Origin of the sequence: Pseudomonas sp. NBRC 111143 (genome assembly GCF_001320965.1) — a bacterium.
Lineage (GTDB): Bacteria > Pseudomonadota > Gammaproteobacteria > Pseudomonadales > Pseudomonadaceae > Aquipseudomonas > Aquipseudomonas machongensis.
This window is the reverse complement of sequence record NZ_BCBT01000012.1, coordinates 77,658-94,469: the sequence shown is the minus strand read 5'-3', so window position 1 is coordinate 94,469 and position 16,812 is coordinate 77,658. Positions and strand designations below refer to the sequence as shown.

17 protein-coding genes are annotated in these 16,812 nt (G+C 63.8%); 10 read left to right on the top strand and 7 right to left on the bottom strand.

The window, feature by feature from the left end; all coding sequences use genetic code 11:
- Window positions 1-67 precede the first annotated feature (67 nt).
- Genes APH44_RS09575 through APH44_RS09565 form a run of 3 tightly spaced genes read right to left on the bottom strand, consistent with a single transcriptional unit; the run spans window position 68 to window position 1,092 of the window.
- Window positions 68-397 carry a hypothetical protein gene (locus APH44_RS09575; RefSeq protein WP_054892455.1) on the bottom strand — a complete coding sequence of 110 codons (330 nt, stop codon included), beginning with the start codon at window positions 395-397 and terminating at the stop codon, window positions 68-70.
- Window positions 394-768 carry a phage holin family protein gene (locus tag APH44_RS09570; protein WP_054892454.1) on the bottom strand — a complete coding sequence of 125 codons (375 nt, stop codon included), beginning with the start codon at window positions 766-768 and terminating at the stop codon, window positions 394-396. The genes APH44_RS09575 and APH44_RS09570 overlap by 4 nt, the downstream gene beginning before the upstream one ends.
- Before the next feature lie 9 nt (window positions 769-777).
- Complete coding sequence (locus tag APH44_RS09565; RefSeq protein WP_054892453.1) at window positions 778-1,092, bottom strand: YqjD family protein; 315 nt, start codon at window positions 1,090-1,092, stop codon at window positions 778-780.
- A gap of 311 nt (window positions 1,093-1,403) precedes the next feature.
- Between APH44_RS09565 and APH44_RS09560 the strand changes: the two genes are divergently transcribed.
- The 5 genes from APH44_RS09560 (at window position 1,404) to APH44_RS09540 (ending at window position 4,754) form a co-directional block, all read left to right on the top strand.
- Window positions 1,404-2,612 carry an ammonium transporter gene (locus APH44_RS09560; protein ID WP_054892452.1) on the top strand — a complete coding sequence of 403 codons (1,209 nt, stop codon included), beginning with the start codon at window positions 1,404-1,406 and terminating at the stop codon, window positions 2,610-2,612.
- A 69-nt stretch (window positions 2,613-2,681) separates the two neighbouring features.
- Window positions 2,682-2,918, top strand: coding sequence for a glutaredoxin family protein (locus APH44_RS09555; protein ID WP_054892483.1), 237 nt, complete (start codon window positions 2,682-2,684; stop codon window positions 2,916-2,918).
- Between the two features lie 90 nt (window positions 2,919-3,008).
- Complete coding sequence (locus APH44_RS09550) at window positions 3,009-3,440, top strand: D-Ala-D-Ala carboxypeptidase family metallohydrolase (RefSeq protein ID WP_054892482.1); 432 nt, start codon at window positions 3,009-3,011, stop codon at window positions 3,438-3,440.
- A 71-nt stretch (window positions 3,441-3,511) separates the two neighbouring features.
- Window positions 3,512-3,820, top strand: coding sequence for a hypothetical protein (locus tag APH44_RS09545; protein WP_054892451.1), 309 nt, complete (start codon window positions 3,512-3,514; stop codon window positions 3,818-3,820).
- 49 nt (window positions 3,821-3,869) lie between these two features.
- Window positions 3,870-4,754: a pseudouridine synthase gene (locus tag APH44_RS09540; RefSeq protein WP_054892450.1), complete on the top strand. Its 885-nt coding sequence runs from the start codon at window positions 3,870-3,872 to the stop codon at window positions 4,752-4,754.
- Window positions 4,755-4,791: 37 nt separating this feature from the next.
- Here the strand turns inward: APH44_RS09540 and APH44_RS09535 are convergent, their stop codons facing one another.
- The 3 genes from APH44_RS09535 to acnA form a co-directional block, all read right to left on the bottom strand.
- On the bottom strand, window positions 4,792-6,357 hold the full coding sequence (locus APH44_RS09535; RefSeq protein WP_054892449.1) for a PAS domain-containing methyl-accepting chemotaxis protein: 1,566 nt from the start codon (window positions 6,355-6,357) through the stop codon (window positions 4,792-4,794).
- Window positions 6,358-6,556: 199 nt separating this feature from the next.
- Window positions 6,557-7,333, bottom strand: coding sequence for a CPBP family intramembrane glutamic endopeptidase (locus APH44_RS09530; protein ID WP_054892448.1), 777 nt, complete (start codon window positions 7,331-7,333; stop codon window positions 6,557-6,559).
- A 103-nt stretch (window positions 7,334-7,436) separates the two neighbouring features.
- On the bottom strand, window positions 7,437-10,178 hold the full coding sequence (gene acnA / locus APH44_RS09525; protein WP_054892447.1) for an aconitate hydratase AcnA: 2,742 nt from the start codon (window positions 10,176-10,178) through the stop codon (window positions 7,437-7,439).
- A 214-nt stretch (window positions 10,179-10,392) separates the two neighbouring features.
- On the opposite strand from acnA, the gene rlmM reads away from it, so the two are divergent.
- The 4 genes from rlmM to APH44_RS09505 all read left to right on the top strand — a co-directional run bounded on the left by rlmM (window position 10,393) and on the right by APH44_RS09505 (window position 15,371).
- Complete coding sequence (rlmM, locus tag APH44_RS09520) at window positions 10,393-11,457, top strand: 23S rRNA (cytidine(2498)-2'-O)-methyltransferase RlmM (protein ID WP_054892446.1); 1,065 nt, start codon at window positions 10,393-10,395, stop codon at window positions 11,455-11,457.
- Between the two features lie 81 nt (window positions 11,458-11,538).
- A complete protein-coding gene (gene tusA / locus APH44_RS09515) occupies window positions 11,539-11,781 on the top strand; it encodes a sulfurtransferase TusA (RefSeq protein ID WP_054892445.1) in 243 nt (80 codons plus the stop codon).
- 56 nt (window positions 11,782-11,837) lie between these two features.
- Complete coding sequence (gene pdxB, locus APH44_RS09510) at window positions 11,838-12,980, top strand: 4-phosphoerythronate dehydrogenase PdxB (protein ID WP_054892444.1); 1,143 nt, start codon at window positions 11,838-11,840, stop codon at window positions 12,978-12,980.
- Between the two features lie 195 nt (window positions 12,981-13,175).
- Window positions 13,176-15,371 (top strand): TonB-dependent siderophore receptor, encoded by a 2,196-nt coding sequence (locus tag APH44_RS09505; protein WP_054892443.1) that lies wholly within the window; start codon window positions 13,176-13,178, stop codon window positions 15,369-15,371.
- Window positions 15,372-15,561: 190 nt separating this feature from the next.
- Here the strand turns inward: APH44_RS09505 and APH44_RS09500 are convergent, their stop codons facing one another.
- Window positions 15,562-16,167, bottom strand: coding sequence for a biliverdin-producing heme oxygenase (locus APH44_RS09500; protein WP_054892442.1), 606 nt, complete (start codon window positions 16,165-16,167; stop codon window positions 15,562-15,564).
- Window positions 16,168-16,264: 97 nt separating this feature from the next.
- On the opposite strand from APH44_RS09500, the gene APH44_RS09495 reads away from it, so the two are divergent.
- Complete coding sequence (locus tag APH44_RS09495) at window positions 16,265-16,810, top strand: histidine phosphatase family protein (RefSeq protein ID WP_054892441.1); 546 nt, start codon at window positions 16,265-16,267, stop codon at window positions 16,808-16,810.
- The last annotated feature ends 2 nt before the right edge of the window (window positions 16,811-16,812 follow it).

Below are 16,812 nucleotides of genomic sequence, written 5' to 3'. Positions count from 1 at the left end.
CTCCCGTCAGATGGTGGCCATAGCTTCCCGTGTCATGGGCGCCCGCGCAAGCGGCGGGCGCCTCGTTTCAGCGATGACGGCCGTTCTGCAGGAACAGGCGCACCAGAGGGGCCAGGCTGCCACCCAGGCGCACCAGGCGCGCCAGGTTGCCGCTGCGCACGCCCTTTCCGGTCAGAAACCCCATGGCGACCACGACACCCAGGCCCCACAACGGAGCGTGCTTGATGCCGAGGCCGTCCTGGACCGATGCGCCCATGCCGCGCAGGCGCTGGACCGGCTCGAGCAGTTGACGGGACTCGTGGCGGATCTCCTGGCGGTGCATTTCCAGACGCAGGCGTAGCAGCGCCTTGCGCAGTTCGCGAGGATTACGGGTATTGGGCAGTTCAGGCAGGCTCATGGCAACAGGCGCTCCCGGTCCTTGGCGAGTTCTTCGAGGGTGCTGTTAAACGGTGAAGATTCATCGAACACAGCGGCCTTCAGGCGCAAGCCGCAGAAGAGTGCCGCGGCGCTGTAGAACACGCAAAGGCCGACGATGCCGGCCAATCGGTAGCTGTCCCACAGCAGTACCAGAATCAGCCCGGACAGCGCGGTCAGCAGGAGCAGGGCGAATACCAGTGCCAGGCCTGCGAACAGCAGCAGGCGAAGGGTACGGCCTTTCTGCTCCTGCAATTCGATGCCGAACAGTTCGATGTGGCTGTGCAGCAGCCCCAGGATGGCCGCGCCGAGGCGTCTGCCGGAAGCGCCGGCGCCGATGGCATCGTTGTCCATGCGTCCTCCTCAGCGGCGGCTGGCGAGCAGGCCGACCAGCAGCCCGACACCGGCCGCGATGCCGATGGCCTGCCATGGGTTTTCCTGTACGTACTCCTCGGCACTGCCCAGCGCTGCCTGGCCGCGCTCGCGGACCGAGTCCTGGGTCAGTTGCAGGCTTTCGCGGGCCTGCTGCAGACGGTCGTGGATCTGGCCACGCAGCTCGTCGGCCTGGTCGCCCGCCAGATTGGCGGTGTCGGCGAGCAATTTCTCGGTGTCGCGCACCAGTGCCTGGAAGTCAGCCATCAAGATCTCTTGTGCAGTCTTTGCCGATTTGCTGGCCATTGGGTCTCTCCCTGTCGATGTGTGTGGCTATTTCGAGTGATGAGTGTGGCGGAAGGTTCACCACTTGTCGCTGGTACGGCGTTTGCTTTGTTCTGCCGTGTCGCGGGGCGTCGATGCCGGGCGCTGCCCCATATGCGCGCAAGGCCCTGGCAGACACCGATAAACCTTAACCCAATCCACGACAAACCCAAGAAAAAACCACTCCCTGTGTAGCCGCTCCCCCAAAACGGGGCGCACGGCAGGCACCGATCAGGTGCGCGAGCAAGGTTTCTGAACTGTCCTGGTGCACTTTTCAGCAGGTCTGCCATTCCATGGAAAACATGCATAGCGCGATGGACTCACTGGTCCATGGCTCCAACACCCTGTTCATCCTCATGGGGGCCATTCTGGTCCTGGCCATGCACGCGGGTTTCGCCTTTCTCGAGGTCGGTACGGTGCGGCACAAGAACCAGGTCAATGCCCTGTGCAAGATTCTCAGCGACTTCGCCGTCTCGGCGCTGGTGTACTTCTTCATCGGCTACTGGATCGCCTATGGCGTCAGCTTCTTCCAGCCGGCTGCGGAGTTGGCCAGCGATCATGGCTATGCCTTGGTCAAGTGCTTCTTCCTGCTGACCTTCGCTGCGGCGATTCCGGCAATCATCTCTGGAGGCATCGCCGAGCGTGCGCGTTTTGCCCCGCAGTTATGTGCCACTGCGCTGATCGTGGCCTTCGTCTACCCCTTCTTCGAAGGGGCGGTGTGGAACGGCAACCTGGGCGTCCAGGCCTGGTTGCAAGCCCGGTTCGGCGCACCGTTCCATGACTTTGCCGGTTCGGTGGTGGTGCATGCCATGGGCGGCTGGCTGGCGCTGGCTGCCGTCATCCTGCTCGGTGCCCGTCGCGGACGGTACCGTGATGGACGGCTGGTGGCTTTCGCTCCTTCCAGTATTCCGTTCCTCGCGCTGGGGTCGTGGATCTTGATCATCGGCTGGTTCGGCTTCAACGTCATGAGTGCACAGACCCTGGAGGGTGTCAGTGGCCTGGTGGCGATCAATTCGCTGATGGCGATGGTGGGCGGCACGCTCTCGGCCTTGCTGGTCGGACGCAATGACCCGGGCTTCCTGCACAATGGCCCGCTGGCCGGATTGGTGGCGGTGTGTGCCGGTTCCGATCTCATGCACCCGGTTGGCGCGCTGGTGACCGGGCTGGTGGCGGGAGCACTGTTCGTGTGGTGCTTCACTGCCTCGCAGAATCGTTGGAAAGTCGACGATGTCCTGGGCGTATGGCCGCTACATGGTGTATGCGGTGTTTGGGGCGGCTTGGCGTGCGGTATCTTCGGCCAGTCGGCGCTCGGAGGGCTGGGCGGTGTCAGCCTGGCGAGCCAGTTGTTTGGCAGCCTGGCAGGCGTACTGGTGGCCTTGGCTGGTGGCTTTGCCGTGTACGGGCTGGTCAGGGCGGTACATGGGTTGCGCTTGAGTCATGAGCAGGAGTTCCAGGGGGCGGACCTCTCCCTGCACCGTATCGGCGCCACCAGCCAGGATTGAGCAGCAGATGCAGGCGGCTCCCGGCGAGCCTAGAATGAGCGTCTCTTCAGTGGATCCCGGGAACTGATGATGCTGCCTGAATGCCAACTGTTCGGCACCTTGGGGTGCCATTTGTGTGAAGTCGCCGAGGCTGTGTTGATGCCGTTCGTCGAGCACGGGCTGTGGGTCGAATTGGTTGATATCGCCGATGATGAAGCCATGTTCGAGCGTTACGGCTTGATCATCCCTGTATTGCGTCGCTGCGACAGTGGCACTGAACTGCCCTGGCCGTTCGACGCGCAGCAGGTGGCGGCGTTCCTCAAGTGAGAGGGAGAGGGGAGCGTTTCCTTCATCCCGTCCGGTGTGATCCTGGTCGATGATGCTGGCCCGATACAGCCGATCACCCGGGGACACATCATGTTTATTACGCCGAACTTCACGCTCGAAGAGATGACGTTTTCGCTGGCCGCCGCGCACAACGCCATACCCAACGATCCCAGTCCCGAGGCCATGGCCAATCTGCGCTTGCTGTGCGGGGTGCTCGAAGAGGTGCGAGCCTTGATCGACTCCCCGATCCAGATCACCAGCGGTTTTCGCAATGAAACCGTCAACCAGCTTGTGGGCGGCGTGCCCAACAGTGCGCATTGCCTCGGCCTGGCCGCCGACATGTGCGTGAAAACGATGACGCCCCGGCAACTGGCCGAATGCATTCGCGACAGTTCCATTGTGTTCGATCAACTGATCCTGGAGTTCGACACCTGGGTTCACCTGGCCATTTCACGCGACAACCCCAGGCGCCAGGTTATGACTGTTCGCACGGGGACCGGCCACCTGCCAGGCTTGCAATGAGCTGTTGCGAATTGACGGAATGGCCACGGTATTCGTATGCTGTATAAAGATACAGTATTAGGGGTTAGGCGATGCACAATGTCGAGCAACTGAAGTACAGCGTCAACCGCATGCCCCCGGAAGCGGTGTGCGATGCGGTGCTCGAGCTGCGCATGGAGGGCTTGGTGACCGACGACCGTACTCCGTTCGGCAAGGTCCATTTCAATACCTGCTTTGCCGAGATCGAGGCACTGTTCCAGCGCGCAGGCTTTCATCGCCCGCTGGATGTCGTTGGCTACGAGGGGGTGGTCTACGCCCTTTATGATGCCGGACGCTGGGAGGCGGTGCAGGTGTTGCGCTGGCTCAAGTCGCGTTGTGAGCAAGTTGGCGAGGCTGGTTGAGTGAGCGGGCATTGGCGATAATGCCCGCTCATTGATTACAGAGCCTGCCATGTCCACGCCGTTCGACCCCGCTCACCAGCAAGCCAGTACCGTTTGTTTGCCGCCTGGCGATTGGATCACGGTCCTCGATTGCCTCTCCGATCACTTTAAGGCCATTGGTCGTGACCAATGGCTTGATCGCTTCAGTCGAGGGCGAGTGCTGGATGCCGAGGGCAGGGCAGTGGCGGCCGATCTGCCTTACCGCCGTGGCATGCGTCTGCATTACTTTCGTGAAGTCCCCAATGAAAAGCCCATTGCGGCGCAGGAAACGATCCTGCATTGCGATGAGCACCTGGTGGTGGCGGACAAGCCGCATTTCCTGCCAGTCACACCCACGGGCGAATATGTCGAGCACACCCTGCTGCGACGCCTGATCCGTCGTCTGGACAATCCGCACCTGGTGCCGCTGCACCGCATCGACCGGCATACGGCGGGGTTGGTGCTGTTCTCGTCCAATCCGCAGTCGCGCAGCGCCTATCAGCGGCTGTTTCCCGAGCGGCGCATCGACAAGCGCTACCAGGCCATCGCTGCTGCGCTGCCGACGCGGGAGTTTCCGTTGGTGCACCGTAGTCGGCTGGAGCATGGTGAGCCGTTCTTTCGCATGCGTGAGGTCGAAGGGGTGGCGAACAGCGAGACCCTGGCCGAAGTCCTGGAGAAGAACGGTAACCTGTGGCGTTACGGGCTCTCGCCCGTGACCGGCAAGACCCATCAGTTGAGAGTGCACATGGCGGCACTGGGCGCCGCGATCAGCAACGACCCGTTCTACCCGACATTGCTCGAGGGCGAGGACGATTACGAGCGGCCATTGAAACTGCTGGCGCAAAGTCTCGGGTTCGACGATCCGCTGACGGGTGAAAAGCGGTATTTCCAGAGCCGTTTGAGTCTGGACTGGTAAAAAAAGGGGCTGCCTCAGGCAGCCCCTTTTTTGTCACTCAGCGGTTGAACCGCTCCACTAGCGAGTACTGCGTTCCGGCCGTACTGGTCAGTTCTTCACTGAGCAGTGCCGAATGCTGCGCCTGCTCTGCCGTCTGGTCGGCCAGATCGGCTATGGTGCTGATGTTACGGCTGATCTCGTCCGCCACTGCAGTCTGCTCTTCCGTGGCGGCAGCGATCTGGGTAGCCATGTCGGTGATGTTGGCCACCGCTTCGCTGATCCCTACCAGCGCCTGGTCGGCTTGCATCACTCGCTCGACGCCTTCCTCGGCCTGACGGTGGCCGGTCTCCATGGTTTGCACGGCATTGCTGGCAGTCTGCTGCAGCTTGGCGATCAGGCCGTGGATCTGTCCGGTGGATTCGGCGGTACGTTGCGCCAACTGGCGCACTTCGTCGGCAACCACAGCGAAGCCCCGGCCCATTTCGCCGGCGCGGGCCGCTTCGATGGCAGCATTGAGCGCCAGCAGGTTGGTCTGGTCGGCGATGCCCTTGATCACATCGACCACACCACCGATCTCGTCGCTGTCCTTGGCCAATTGGGTGACGGTCTGGCCGGTTTCACCCACCGCTGCGGAGAGGCGTTCGATGGCTTCGCGGGTTTCCCCGGCGATCTGACGGCCCTGGCTGGTCAGGCGATTGGCTTCCTGGGTGGCGTCGGCGGTGCGCTGCACGTGGTTGGCCACTTCTTGCGTGGTAGCAGCCATCTGGTTGACGGCAGCGGCGACTTGCTCGGTCTCCACGCGCTGGCGTTCCAGCCCCGAAGAACTCTTGTGCGCCAGCACATCGGACTGGCGCGCCTGCTCGCTCAGGTGCTCGGCACTGTCCTGCAGCCGGGTGAGGCAGGTTTTCAGGCGGGATTCCTGGCTGAGCATGGCCATTTCCAGGCGTGCCTGCACGCCACGGCTGTCGGTGAACATCTGCGCGATCAGCGGATCGGAAGTGGTCTGTTCGGCCAGGCGCAACAGGCGCTTGAGGCCGCGCTGCTGCCAGGTGAGGCCAAGCAGGCCGAGGGGGACGGAAACGGCAGCAGCCAGGGCAAAGCCCCAGGAGTGGCCGAGCCAGTTGCCGATGAGGAAGCCGATCTGGCTGATGAGAATGAACGGCAGCCAGTCCTGCAGCACCGGCAACCACTTGTCACGACGCGGCACCGCCGGCTTGCCCTGGTTCAGACGCTGGTAAAGCGCTTCGGCGCGACGGATCTGTTCGGCCGTGGGCTTGACCCGCACCGACTCGAAACCGACTACCTGGTTGTTGTCGAAGATCGGCGTGACGTAGGCATTGACCCAGTAATGGTCGCCTGACTTGCAGCGGTTCTTGACGATCCCCATCCACGGCAGGCCCTGCTTGAGGGTCTGCCACATGTGGGCGAACACTGCTGGGGGCACGTCAGGGTGGCGTACCAGATTGTGTGGCGCTCCCGTGAGCTCTTCGCGTGAGAAACCGCTGATTTCGATGAAAGCATCGTTGCAGTAGGTGATCACGCCTTTGGCGTTGGTGGTGGAAATCAACCGCTGCTGGGCAGGGAAAGTCCGTTCTCTCTGGGTAATCGGCTGGTTGTTACGCATTGGCTGTTCAATCCGCAAGGCTTTCGACAGGTATCGGCAAGCCCATGGTTTTATTGAATGAATATTTAACTTGCTTGACCTGGAGCAATAAGTGGCTATGAGCCATCAGCTAGGGAGGCGGCTCGTTTGTTGCATTTGCGCTCAAGATGTCAGCATTTTTAACGATTTATGACGTTATGGTCCAATCATGACTCGTTGTTCAGCGTGGGGCCAGCATCGGATAGGTAAACAGTGCGAAATGGGTCAGATTGACAGCGAAATGGCACACGACCGCAGCGCTCAAGCCGCCGAGGCGATACGCCAGGCCGTAGCCGATACCCGCCAGGCTTGCCAGGTAGAACCACTGCCATCCGCTCCCCAGATGCGCCAGGCCGAACAACAGAGCGGCCACGATCAATGCAAGCCCCTGGTGCCTGAACAGGCGTTGCAGCCCACCTTGGATATAGCCGCGGAACAGCAGCTCTTCGGTCAGGCTGACCAGCAGCAGGTTGTTCAGGGCCCAGATCCAGGTCTGTTCCGGCCATTTCGGCGCCCAACCCACCATCCCAAGCGACCAGGCGCCACCCAGGCAAGCCAGCAGTGTCAGCGGCAAGACCAGCCCGAGGCTTGGCAGTAGACCGCGCCCGCGCAGGCTCAGGATCCAGGGGCAAGCCAGCAGAATCCAGAAGCCGATCAGCGGCTTGTCCAGGTTCAGGTACATGGAGAACGGCAGCGCGCCGTCGCTGAACACCACCTTGTCGATGACCTTTGCCCCCTGGAAACCGGGCAACCAGTGCAGCGCCAGGGCAAGGGCCAGGACGATGAACAAGCCATGCCCGAGCACTCTTTGCCAACCTGCGGGTCGTCGCACCAGCAGTGCCGTACAACACAGGGCGAGCAAGGCGGGCAGGGCGGCGAGCCCCAGGTGGCCGTGGAACAGGGCCAGGGCATAGCCCAGACCAAGCAGGGCGAGGACGATCCAGTGGGCAGGCGACATCGGAAATCCGGTAGGTGGCAAATCGATATGGTGCTTTGACTCACCCCGAGGCCGCCAGGACACGTCGCAGAGGCATCGCGGGCGAACCCGCGATGCCTTCCCTTCAACCGGCGATCAGTTGCCGCAGCACGTAGTGCAGAATTCCGCCCGACTTGAAGTACTCGACTTCATTGAGCGTGTCGATCCGGCACAGCACCTCGATCTCCTGTTGCTGGCCATCCTCGCGCAGGATGCGCAACTGCAGGTTCATGCCCGGGCGGATCTGTGCGGCACTGAGCCCCAGCACATCGATGCGCTCCTTGCCGGTCAGGCCCAGGCGCTTGCGATCGTCGCCAGCCTTGAACTGCAGGGGCAGAACGCCCATGCCTACCAGGTTGGAGCGGTGGATACGCTCGAAGCTCTCGGCCAACACTGCCTTGACCCCCAGCAGGTTGGTGCCCTTGGCGGCCCAGTCGCGGCTGGAGCCGGTGCCGTATTCCTGCCCGGCGATCACCACCAGCGGCGTGCCTTCCGCCTGATAGCGCATGGCGGCATCGTAGATCGACAGTTTTTCGCCGCTGGGCACATGCAGCGTATTGCCGCCTTCCTCGCCGCCGAGCATTTCGTTGCGTATGCGGATGTTGGCAAAGGTGCCGCGCATCATCACTTCGTGGTTGCCGCGACGTGAACCATAGGAGTTGAAGTCGCGCGGCTCCACGCCCTTGTCGCGCAGGTAGCGACCGGCAGGGCTGTCGGCCTTGATGTTGCCGGCTGGAGAGATGTGGTCGGTGGTCACCGAGTCGCCGAGCAACGCGAGAATGCGCGCCCCTTGCACGTCGGCAATTTCCGGCAGCGGGCCGCCGATATCGTCGAAGAACGGCGGGTGCTGGATGTAGGTGGAGTCGTCCTGCCAGACATAGGTAGCGGCCTGGGGTACTTCGATGGCCTGCCATTGGGCGTCACCGGCAAACACCTCGGCATACTCCTTGTGGAACATGGCGGTATCGACCTTGGCCACTGCGTCGGCGATTTCCTGTTGGCTGGGCCAGATATCGCGCAGGTATACCGGCTGGCCGTCCTTGCCAGTGCCCAGGGCATCCTGGGTGAGATCCACGCGCACGCTGCCGGCCAGGGCATAGGCCACCACCAGCGGTGGCGAGGCCAGCCAGTTGGTCTTGACCAGCGGGTGCACCCGGCCTTCGAAGTTGCGATTACCCGACAGCACCGACGCCACGGTCAGGTCGGCACTGCCGATCGCTTTCTCGATGGCCTCGTCCAGCGGCCCCGAGTTGCCGATGCAGGTGGTGCAGCCATAGCCGACCAGGTCGAAGCCCAACTGATCGAGGTAGGGGGTAAGGCCGGCCGCCTTGAAGTAGTCAGTGACCACTTTCGAACCTGGCGCCAGTGAACTCTTGACCCAGGGTTTGCGAGCCAGGCCTTTCTCGATGGCTTTCTTGGCGACCAGCCCGGCGGCCATCATCACGCTGGGGTTGGAGGTGTTGGTACAGGAGGTGATGGCCGCGATCACCACGGCGCCGTCGCGCAGCTTGTGGGTCTGGCCGTTGTGCGTGTAGTCGATCTCGCCGGCCTGGTCGGCGTTACCCACGGCAACACCGCCACCCCCTTCGCTTTCCAGGCGTCCGACCTCCTTGGCCAAGGGCTTGGGCTGCAGTTCGATGAAGCCGTCGAAGGCCTGGCTGACCTGGGACAGCGCCACTCGGTCCTGCGGGCGCTTGGGCCCGGCGAGGCTGGCTTCGACCTCGTGCATGTCCAGCGCCAGGCTGTCGCTGAACAGCGGTTCCTGGCCAGGCAGGCGCCACAGGCCCTGGGCCTTGCAGTAGGCTTCGACCAGTTGCACGGTCTCGTCGGGGCGGCCGGACAAGCGCAGGTAGTCGAGGGTGACGTCATCGACCGGGAAGAAGCCGCAGGTGGCGCCGTATTCCGGCGCCATGTTGGCAATGGTGGCGCGGTCGGCCAGCGGCAGGTCGGCCAGGCCGTCGCCATAGAATTCGACGAACTTGCCGACCACGCCCTTCTTGCGCAGCATCTGCGTGACCGTCAGCACCAGGTCGGTGGCGGTGATGCCTTCGCGCAGCTTGCCGGTGAGCTTGAAACCGATCACCTCTGGGATCAGCATCGACACCGGCTGGCCGAGCATCGCCGCCTCCGCCTCGATGCCACCGACACCCCAGCCGAGCACGCCCAGGCCGTTGATCATGGTGGTGTGCGAGTCGGTGCCGACCAGGGTGTCGGGGAAGGCGTAGGTGCGCCCGTCTTCCTCGCGGGTCCACACGGTGCGGCCAAGGTATTCCAGGTTGACCTGGTGGCAGATCCCCGTACCCGGTGGCACCACGCGGAAGTTGTCGAAGGCACTCTGGCCCCAGCGCAGGAAGGCGTAGCGTTCGCCGTTGCGCTGCATCTCGATGTCGACGTTCTGTTCGAAGGCTTCGGCGGTGGCGTAGCGGTCGACCATTACCGAGTGGTCGATCACCAGGTCAACCGGCGACAGCGGGTTGATCCGCTGGGGATCGCCGCCCGCCTTGGCCATGGCCGCGCGCATGGCGGCGAGGTCGACCACGGCGGGCACGCCGGTGAAGTCCTGCATCAGCACCCGCGCGGGTCGATACTGGATCTCGCGGTCGGAGCGTCGCTCTTGCAGCCAGCCGGCCAGGGCTCGCAAGTCGTCGCCGGTGACAGTTTTGCCATCTTCCCAGCGCAGCAGGTTTTCCAGCAGGACCTTGAGCGACATGGGCAGGCGTTGCAGGTCGCCCAACTGGCTGGCGGCCTCGGTGAGGCTGAAATAGTGGTAGGCGCGGTCGGCCACCTGGAGGGTCTTGAGGGTTCTCAGGCTATCGAGCGAGGGCATTGCCAACTCCTTGTGCTCCGGTGCCCGGCAGTCGTGGTTACCGGTATCACCGCTCTGTATCGGCCCGCACGGCACGGGCCAGGCTGAACAATCAGGTTAGACCGCTTTGGCGGGCCTGACGTTGTTCTGGACCTGCGGGGCATGTCGCAGGTTCCGAACTTCCTTTATCATTCGCCGCCCTGGCGCTGTCTGCGCCAGTGATGTGGAGTAAGAGATGAATACCCTGTTCATGCATTGCCGGCCCGGCTTCGAGGGCGAGGTCTGCGCCGAAATCAGCGAACACGCCGCGCACCTGGGCGTGGCCGGCTATGCCAAGGGCAAGCCGCAGAGCGCCAGCGCCGAATTCGTTTGCCTCGACGAAGGCGGTGCCGAACGCCTGATGCGTGAGCTGCGCTTCGACCGGCTGATCTTCCCGCGCCAATGGGCGCGCGGCGACTTCGTCGAGCTGCCGGAGACTGACCGGATCAGTGTGCTGCTCGAGCACCTGGCGGGCCTGCCGGTGTGTGGCAGCCTGTGGCTGGAGGTGCTCGACAGCAACGACGGCAAGGAGCTGTCGACCTTCTGCCGCAAATTCGAGGTGCCGCTGCGCAAGGCGCTGGAGAAGGCGGGGCGTCTGGTCGAGGATGCCAGCAAGCCACGCCTGCTGCTGACGTTCATCAGTGGCCGACGGGTGTTTCTCGGCCTGGCCGAAGCGGGCAATTCGGCGCTGTGGCCGATGGGCATCCCGCGCCTGAAGTTCCCGCGCGAGGCGCCGAGCCGCTCGACCCTCAAGCTTGAGGAAGCCTGGCACCAGTTCATCCCCCGCGATCAATGGGACCAACGCCTGAACGACGACATGACCGGCGTCGACCTGGGCGCTTCACCGGGTGGCTGGACCTACCAGCTGGTCAAGCGTGGCATGCTGGTCACCGCCATCGACAACGGCCCGATGGCTGAAAGCCTGATGGATACGGGGCTGGTGCAGCATTTGATGGCCGACGGCTTTACCTGGAAGCCCAAGCAGACCGTTGACTGGATGGTCTGCGACATCGTCGAGAAGCCCGCACGCACGGCCTCGCTGATCGAAACCTGGCTGGGCGAGGGGTTGTGCCGCGAGGCCGTGGTCAACCTCAAGCTGCCGATGAAGCAGCGTCACGCCGAGGTGCGCAAGCTGCTCGATCGCATCGAGGCCTCGTTCAAGGCGCGCAAGGTCAAGGTGTCGATAGCCTGCAAACAGCTGTACCACGACCGCGAAGAGGTCACTTGCCACCTTCGCCGGCTCGACCTCAAGCCGCGTTGAGACGATCGGGGCCGTGCTGCGGCCCCTGTTTGACCTGCACGCGGTTTGCGCGACAATACCCCACAATTTGCGGAGCCCACCATGACCGACTTCACTCCAGACGCGACCCTCGACGCCACCGGCCTGAACTGTCCGGAGCCGGTGATGATGCTGCATCAACACGTGCGCAACCTCGCTGCTGGCGGCCTGCTGAAGGTCATCGCCACCGACCCCTCGACCCGCCGCGACATCCCCAAGTTCTGCACCTTCCTCGGCCATGAGCTGGTGCAACAGCAGGAAGACGCCGGCACCTACCTGTACTGGATTCGCAAGAAGGCCGACTGAGCTGGATCGCACAGGCCACAGCGCCTACACTGCGCTCCCCTGAAAGGAGAGCGCCCATGCTGATCGTTGCCGACGAAAATATCCCGCTGCTCGATGCCTTCTTCGCCGGATTCGGCGAAATCCGCCGTTACCCTGGCCGGGCCATCGATGCAGCCTGTGTCAGGGATGCCGATCTGCTGCTGGTGCGCTCGGTCACCCGCGTCGACCGGCAACTGCTCGAAGGCAGCAAGGTGCGCTTCGTCGGCACCTGCACCATCGGCACCGACCACCTTGATCTCGAATACTTCGCTCAGGCCGACATCCACTGGAGCAGCGCGCCTGGCTGCAACGCCCGCGGCGTGGTGGACTACGTGCTGGGCAGCCTGCTGACCCTGGCCGAGCTCGATGGCGTGGAGCTGCCCAAGCGGGTGTATGGCGTGGTCGGAGCCGGTGAGGTGGGCGGGCGTCTGGTCCGTGTACTGCGAGGCCTGGGCTGGCGGGTGCTGGTGTGCGATCCGCTGCGCGCAGCCAGCGAAGAGGGCGATTTCGTCAGCCTGGACACGTTGCTTGAGCAGTGTGACACCATCAGCCTGCATACCCCGCTGCAACGCGGCGGCGAACATCCGACCTGGCATCTGCTCGGTGCGCGGCAACTGGCCCGCCTGCGCCCAGGGGCCTGGCTGATCAATGCCAGCCGTGGGCCGGTAGTGGACAATGACGCCCTACGCGAGCTGCTGCTGGACCGCGAGGATGTCCACGCGGTGCTGGATGTCTGGGAGGGCGAGCCGCAGGTCGACCTGGCGCTGGCCGACCTGTGCACCCTGGCCACGCCGCATATCGCCGGCTACAGCCTCGATGGCAAGCAGCGCGGGACCGCGCAGATCTACCAGGCCTTCTGCCGTTCGCAAGGTTTGCCGGAGCAGGTGCACCTGGCCGACCTGCTGCCGTCGCCAGCGCTGGCACGCCTGGACTTCGATGCCAGCGCCGACCCGGCCTGGGCGCTGGCAACCCTGTGCCGTGCGGTCTACGACCCGCGTCGCGACGATGCGGATTTTCGTCGCAGCCTGAGCGAGGATCCCACCGAGCAACGTGCGGCATTCGACCTGCTGCGCAAGCAGTATCCGGTCCGTCGCGAGATCGAAGGGCTGGCGGTACGGGTACAGGGTGACGCACCACAGCTGGTGCAGGCCATCAATGCTCTGGGCGCGGTGCTGGTCTAGCCCGCCTCGGGTGCGGGTGTCTGCCAGGCGGGTTTACAGGCAATCTGTAAATTTCGTAAATAAGATTTAAACCTATTTGAGAATCGTTATATTCGCCATCCCTGACGGACCCGCCTTTTTGCCGGGCCGGTGGGCGAGGGGCCTGCCGACCGGGGCGCGGCTTGCTTCTCGCACACGATTTCAGGAGATGTACCGATGCACACCCGACCTTCCCCGCACCGCCTGGCGCTGGCCATCGTTGCCCTGGCCGCGCCCGTGGCAACGACTTCAGCATTCGCCGAGCAGGCGCTGGTCATCGAAGACACGCTGGTGACGGCCGAGCGTGAGGCACGCCAGGCGCTGGGATCGTCGGTCATCACCGAAGAGGACATCAAGCGCCGCCCGCCGGCCAATGACCTGTCCGACATCATCCGCCGCGAACCGGGGGTCAACCTCACCGGCAACAGTGCCAGCGGCGCCCGTGGCAACAACCGGCAGATCGACCTGCGCGGCATGGGCCCCGAAAACACCCTGATCCTGATCGATGGCAAGCCATCGAGTGCACGCAACTCGGTGCGCTATGGCTGGAACGGCGACCGCGATACCCGCGGCGAGACCAACTGGGTGCCGGCCGAAGCGGTCGAGCGCATCGAGATCCTGCGTGGCCCCGCAGCCGCGCGCTATGGCTCGGGCGCCATGGGCGGGGTGGTCAACATCATCACCAAGCGCCCCAGCGAAGCACTCAAGGGCAGCGTCAGCCTGTACACCCTGATGCCGGAGGACAGCGCCGAGGGCGCCAGCCACCGGACCAACTTCAACCTCGGTGGTGGCCTGACCGACACCCTGGGGTTCCGTCTCTACGGCGGCCTGGCCAAGACCGACGCCGACGACCTGGACATCAACGCCGCACACGCCGGCAGCTCGACCGTGGCCGGGCGCGAGGGTGTGCGCAACAAGGATATCAACGGCCTGCTGAGCTGGAAGCTCAACGACGAGCATCGCCTGGAGATGAGCGCAGGCTACAGCCGCCAGGGCAATATCTACGCTGGCGACACCATGAACAGCAACGGCGGTGGCAACGCGCAGCTGATCTCCAGCCTGTATGGCCACGAGACCAACGTGATGCAGCGCAACACCTACGACCTGACGCACCTGGGCGACTTCACCTGGGGCACCAGCAAGACCGTGTTGGCCTATGAGTACGTGCGCAACTGGCGCTTGAACGAGGGCATGGCCGGGCGCACCGAAGGGGCGATCGACGGCAACGATGCGGCATTCTCGCGCTTGCGCAACACGCGCCTGTCGAGCGAGGTCAACTTGCCGTTCGCCGTGGGCGCCACGGAGCACGTGCTGACCGTTGGCGGCGAGTACCTCTATGAAACCCTCAACGACCAGGGCTCGTTCCGTCCGCAGAGCTCCGACCCGACAGGCGTTGGCAACGACGTGATCGCAGGCTTCGACCGTAGCGATTCGACGATGCAGGCGCGCAGCCATGCCTTGTTCGTCGAGGACAACATCATCATTGGCGCGACCACCGTCACGCCGGGTTTGCGTTTCGATCACCACGAGACCTTCGGCGACAACTTCAGCCCCAGCTTGAACCTGTCGCACAAGATCACCGACGAACTGACCTTCAAGGGCGGCATCGCCCGTGCCTACAAGACGCCGAACCTGTACCAGTCCAACCCCAGCTACCTGCTCTACAGCCGCGGCAATGGCTGCAGCGTGCAGCAGACCAACTCCGGCGGCTGCTACCTGCAGGGCAACGCCGACCTCAAGCCTGAGATCAGCGTCAACAAGGAGATCGGCCTGCTGTATGACCGCGGCACCTGGCGCACCAGTGCGACCTATTTCCGCAACGACTACCAGAACAAGATCATTGGCGGCACCGACGTGGTCTACGCGATCAATGGCGGCAGTCGTGTGACCCAGTGGGAAAACGCCGGCAAGGCACGGGTAGAAGGCCTTGAGGGCAACCTGTTCGTCGAGCTCACCCCGAGCCTGGACTGGAACACCAACCTGACCTGGATGCTCGACAATGACAACCGTGAGACCGGCGAGCCGCTGTCGGTGATCCCCGAGTACACGGTCAACACCACCCTGGACTGGCGCGCGACCGACAAGTTGTCGCTGCAGCTGGCCGGTACCTGGTTCGGCAAGCAGAAGTCGCCGACCTGGAACTACCGCACCCAGGAGCGCTATGACGAGTCGGCGCAGAAGGATGTCGAAGCCTATGGGCTGGTGGATGTGAGTGCCGGGTACAAGTTCAATGCCAACTACGATGTGCGGGTGGGGGTGAACAACGTGTTCGACAAGCAGATCCTGCGCGGCGGCAACGCCAGCAGCGCCGGTGCCAACACCTACAACCAGCCGGGCAGGGCGCTGTTTGCGGCGTTGAATATTTCGTTCTGATATCAAACACAGGCGCCCCTTTACAAGCGGGCTCGTCCCGCGATCGGGCGCGTAGCGGCCGTAGATCAGGCAACCGGGGTATTCCTGAAACACCTCGAAGCTCGGTTTTACGGCCGCTTCGCGCCCGATCGCGGGACGAGCCCGCTCCTACAGGGTATGTGACGTTTTTCAGGTCGATCAACGGTGGCGCTTAGCACTCAATTGGGTGCAACAACACCGCGCGCTGCTCCAGCCAGCGCTCGAAGCAGGTGAAGGTCGCGACCGCCGCAGCCACGGCGCGGGCCTGGTTTTCGGGTGACAGGGGGCGCCGATCCAGGCGTTCGATAAAGCCGCGCCAGTGGCTGGCGGTGGCGCTGCCATACACATCGAGAAAACCACCGCCGCTGTCGGCGTCGATACCCAGGCGCTGCGCCATGGCACGCCTGAGCACCTGACCACCGAGGGTGGAGCCCTCCACTACGTACATCACACCCAGCGCGCTGGCCTCATCGGTGATGGCTGGCAAGTCCCGGCACAGCGGCAGCGCGTCTATCTGCTCGGCGCTCAGCTTGAGCGCCTGCAGGTCGCGGCACAGCGCCTCAGCCTTGTTGCGCTCATTGCCCTGGTGCGTTGCCAGCAATGCTTCGAGCGGTGCGTGAAAGCCGTAGTACGCCTCGATGAGGCGGCGATAGGCGTCATGGTCGAAGCCTTCGCTGAAAAACGGCAGGCGCGCCTCCAGGGCCTTGTGACAGGCCTGCGTACCTTCACGCAGGGCGAGCAGGACAGGACCGGGAGGAGGGCGGGAAGTGATGGTCATCGAATCGACTCTGATGGCTAATTGCCTGGGTTAGACTGGCGATCCTAGCGCAGCGTTCCTCGATGCCCTAATCCTCATTTGCCAGAGAAACTCCAAGGTGAAAGCCGTCCGTCTGACCCTGATCTGTCATGCCCTGACCCACGCCCAGAAAGCCGGGCGATTTGCGCTGGCCGACGATCCCGTACTGGGCGATGCCCCGCTGTTGAAGGCTGTGCCCGACGGAGTGCAAGTACTCAGCGCACCCGAACTGCGCGCCCGTGAAACCGCCGCCTGGCTCGCCCCCGAGGTGCGTCTCGAGACGGCGCTGGCCGACTGCGACATGGGGCATTGGCAGGGCGTTGCGCTCAAGCAGTTGCAGCGCGAGCAGAGCGAAGCCCTGGCGTGGTGGCAGGTCGACGTGGACGCGGCGCCCCATGGTGGAGAGTCCTTCGCCGCGCTGCACAAGCGCGTGGCGCAGTGGCTGGAGGCATTCGACACGCCGGGCGACTGGTGGGCGGTCACGCACCCGATGGTGATGCGCGCCGCGATGGTCGAAGTGCTCGGCAGTTCGCTCGGGGCCTACCAGCGTATCGATATCCCGCCGTGCTCACGGCTCGAAATCAGCCGAACCGAGGTCTGGCGCATGCGCCTGGGCCCGGCCTGAGG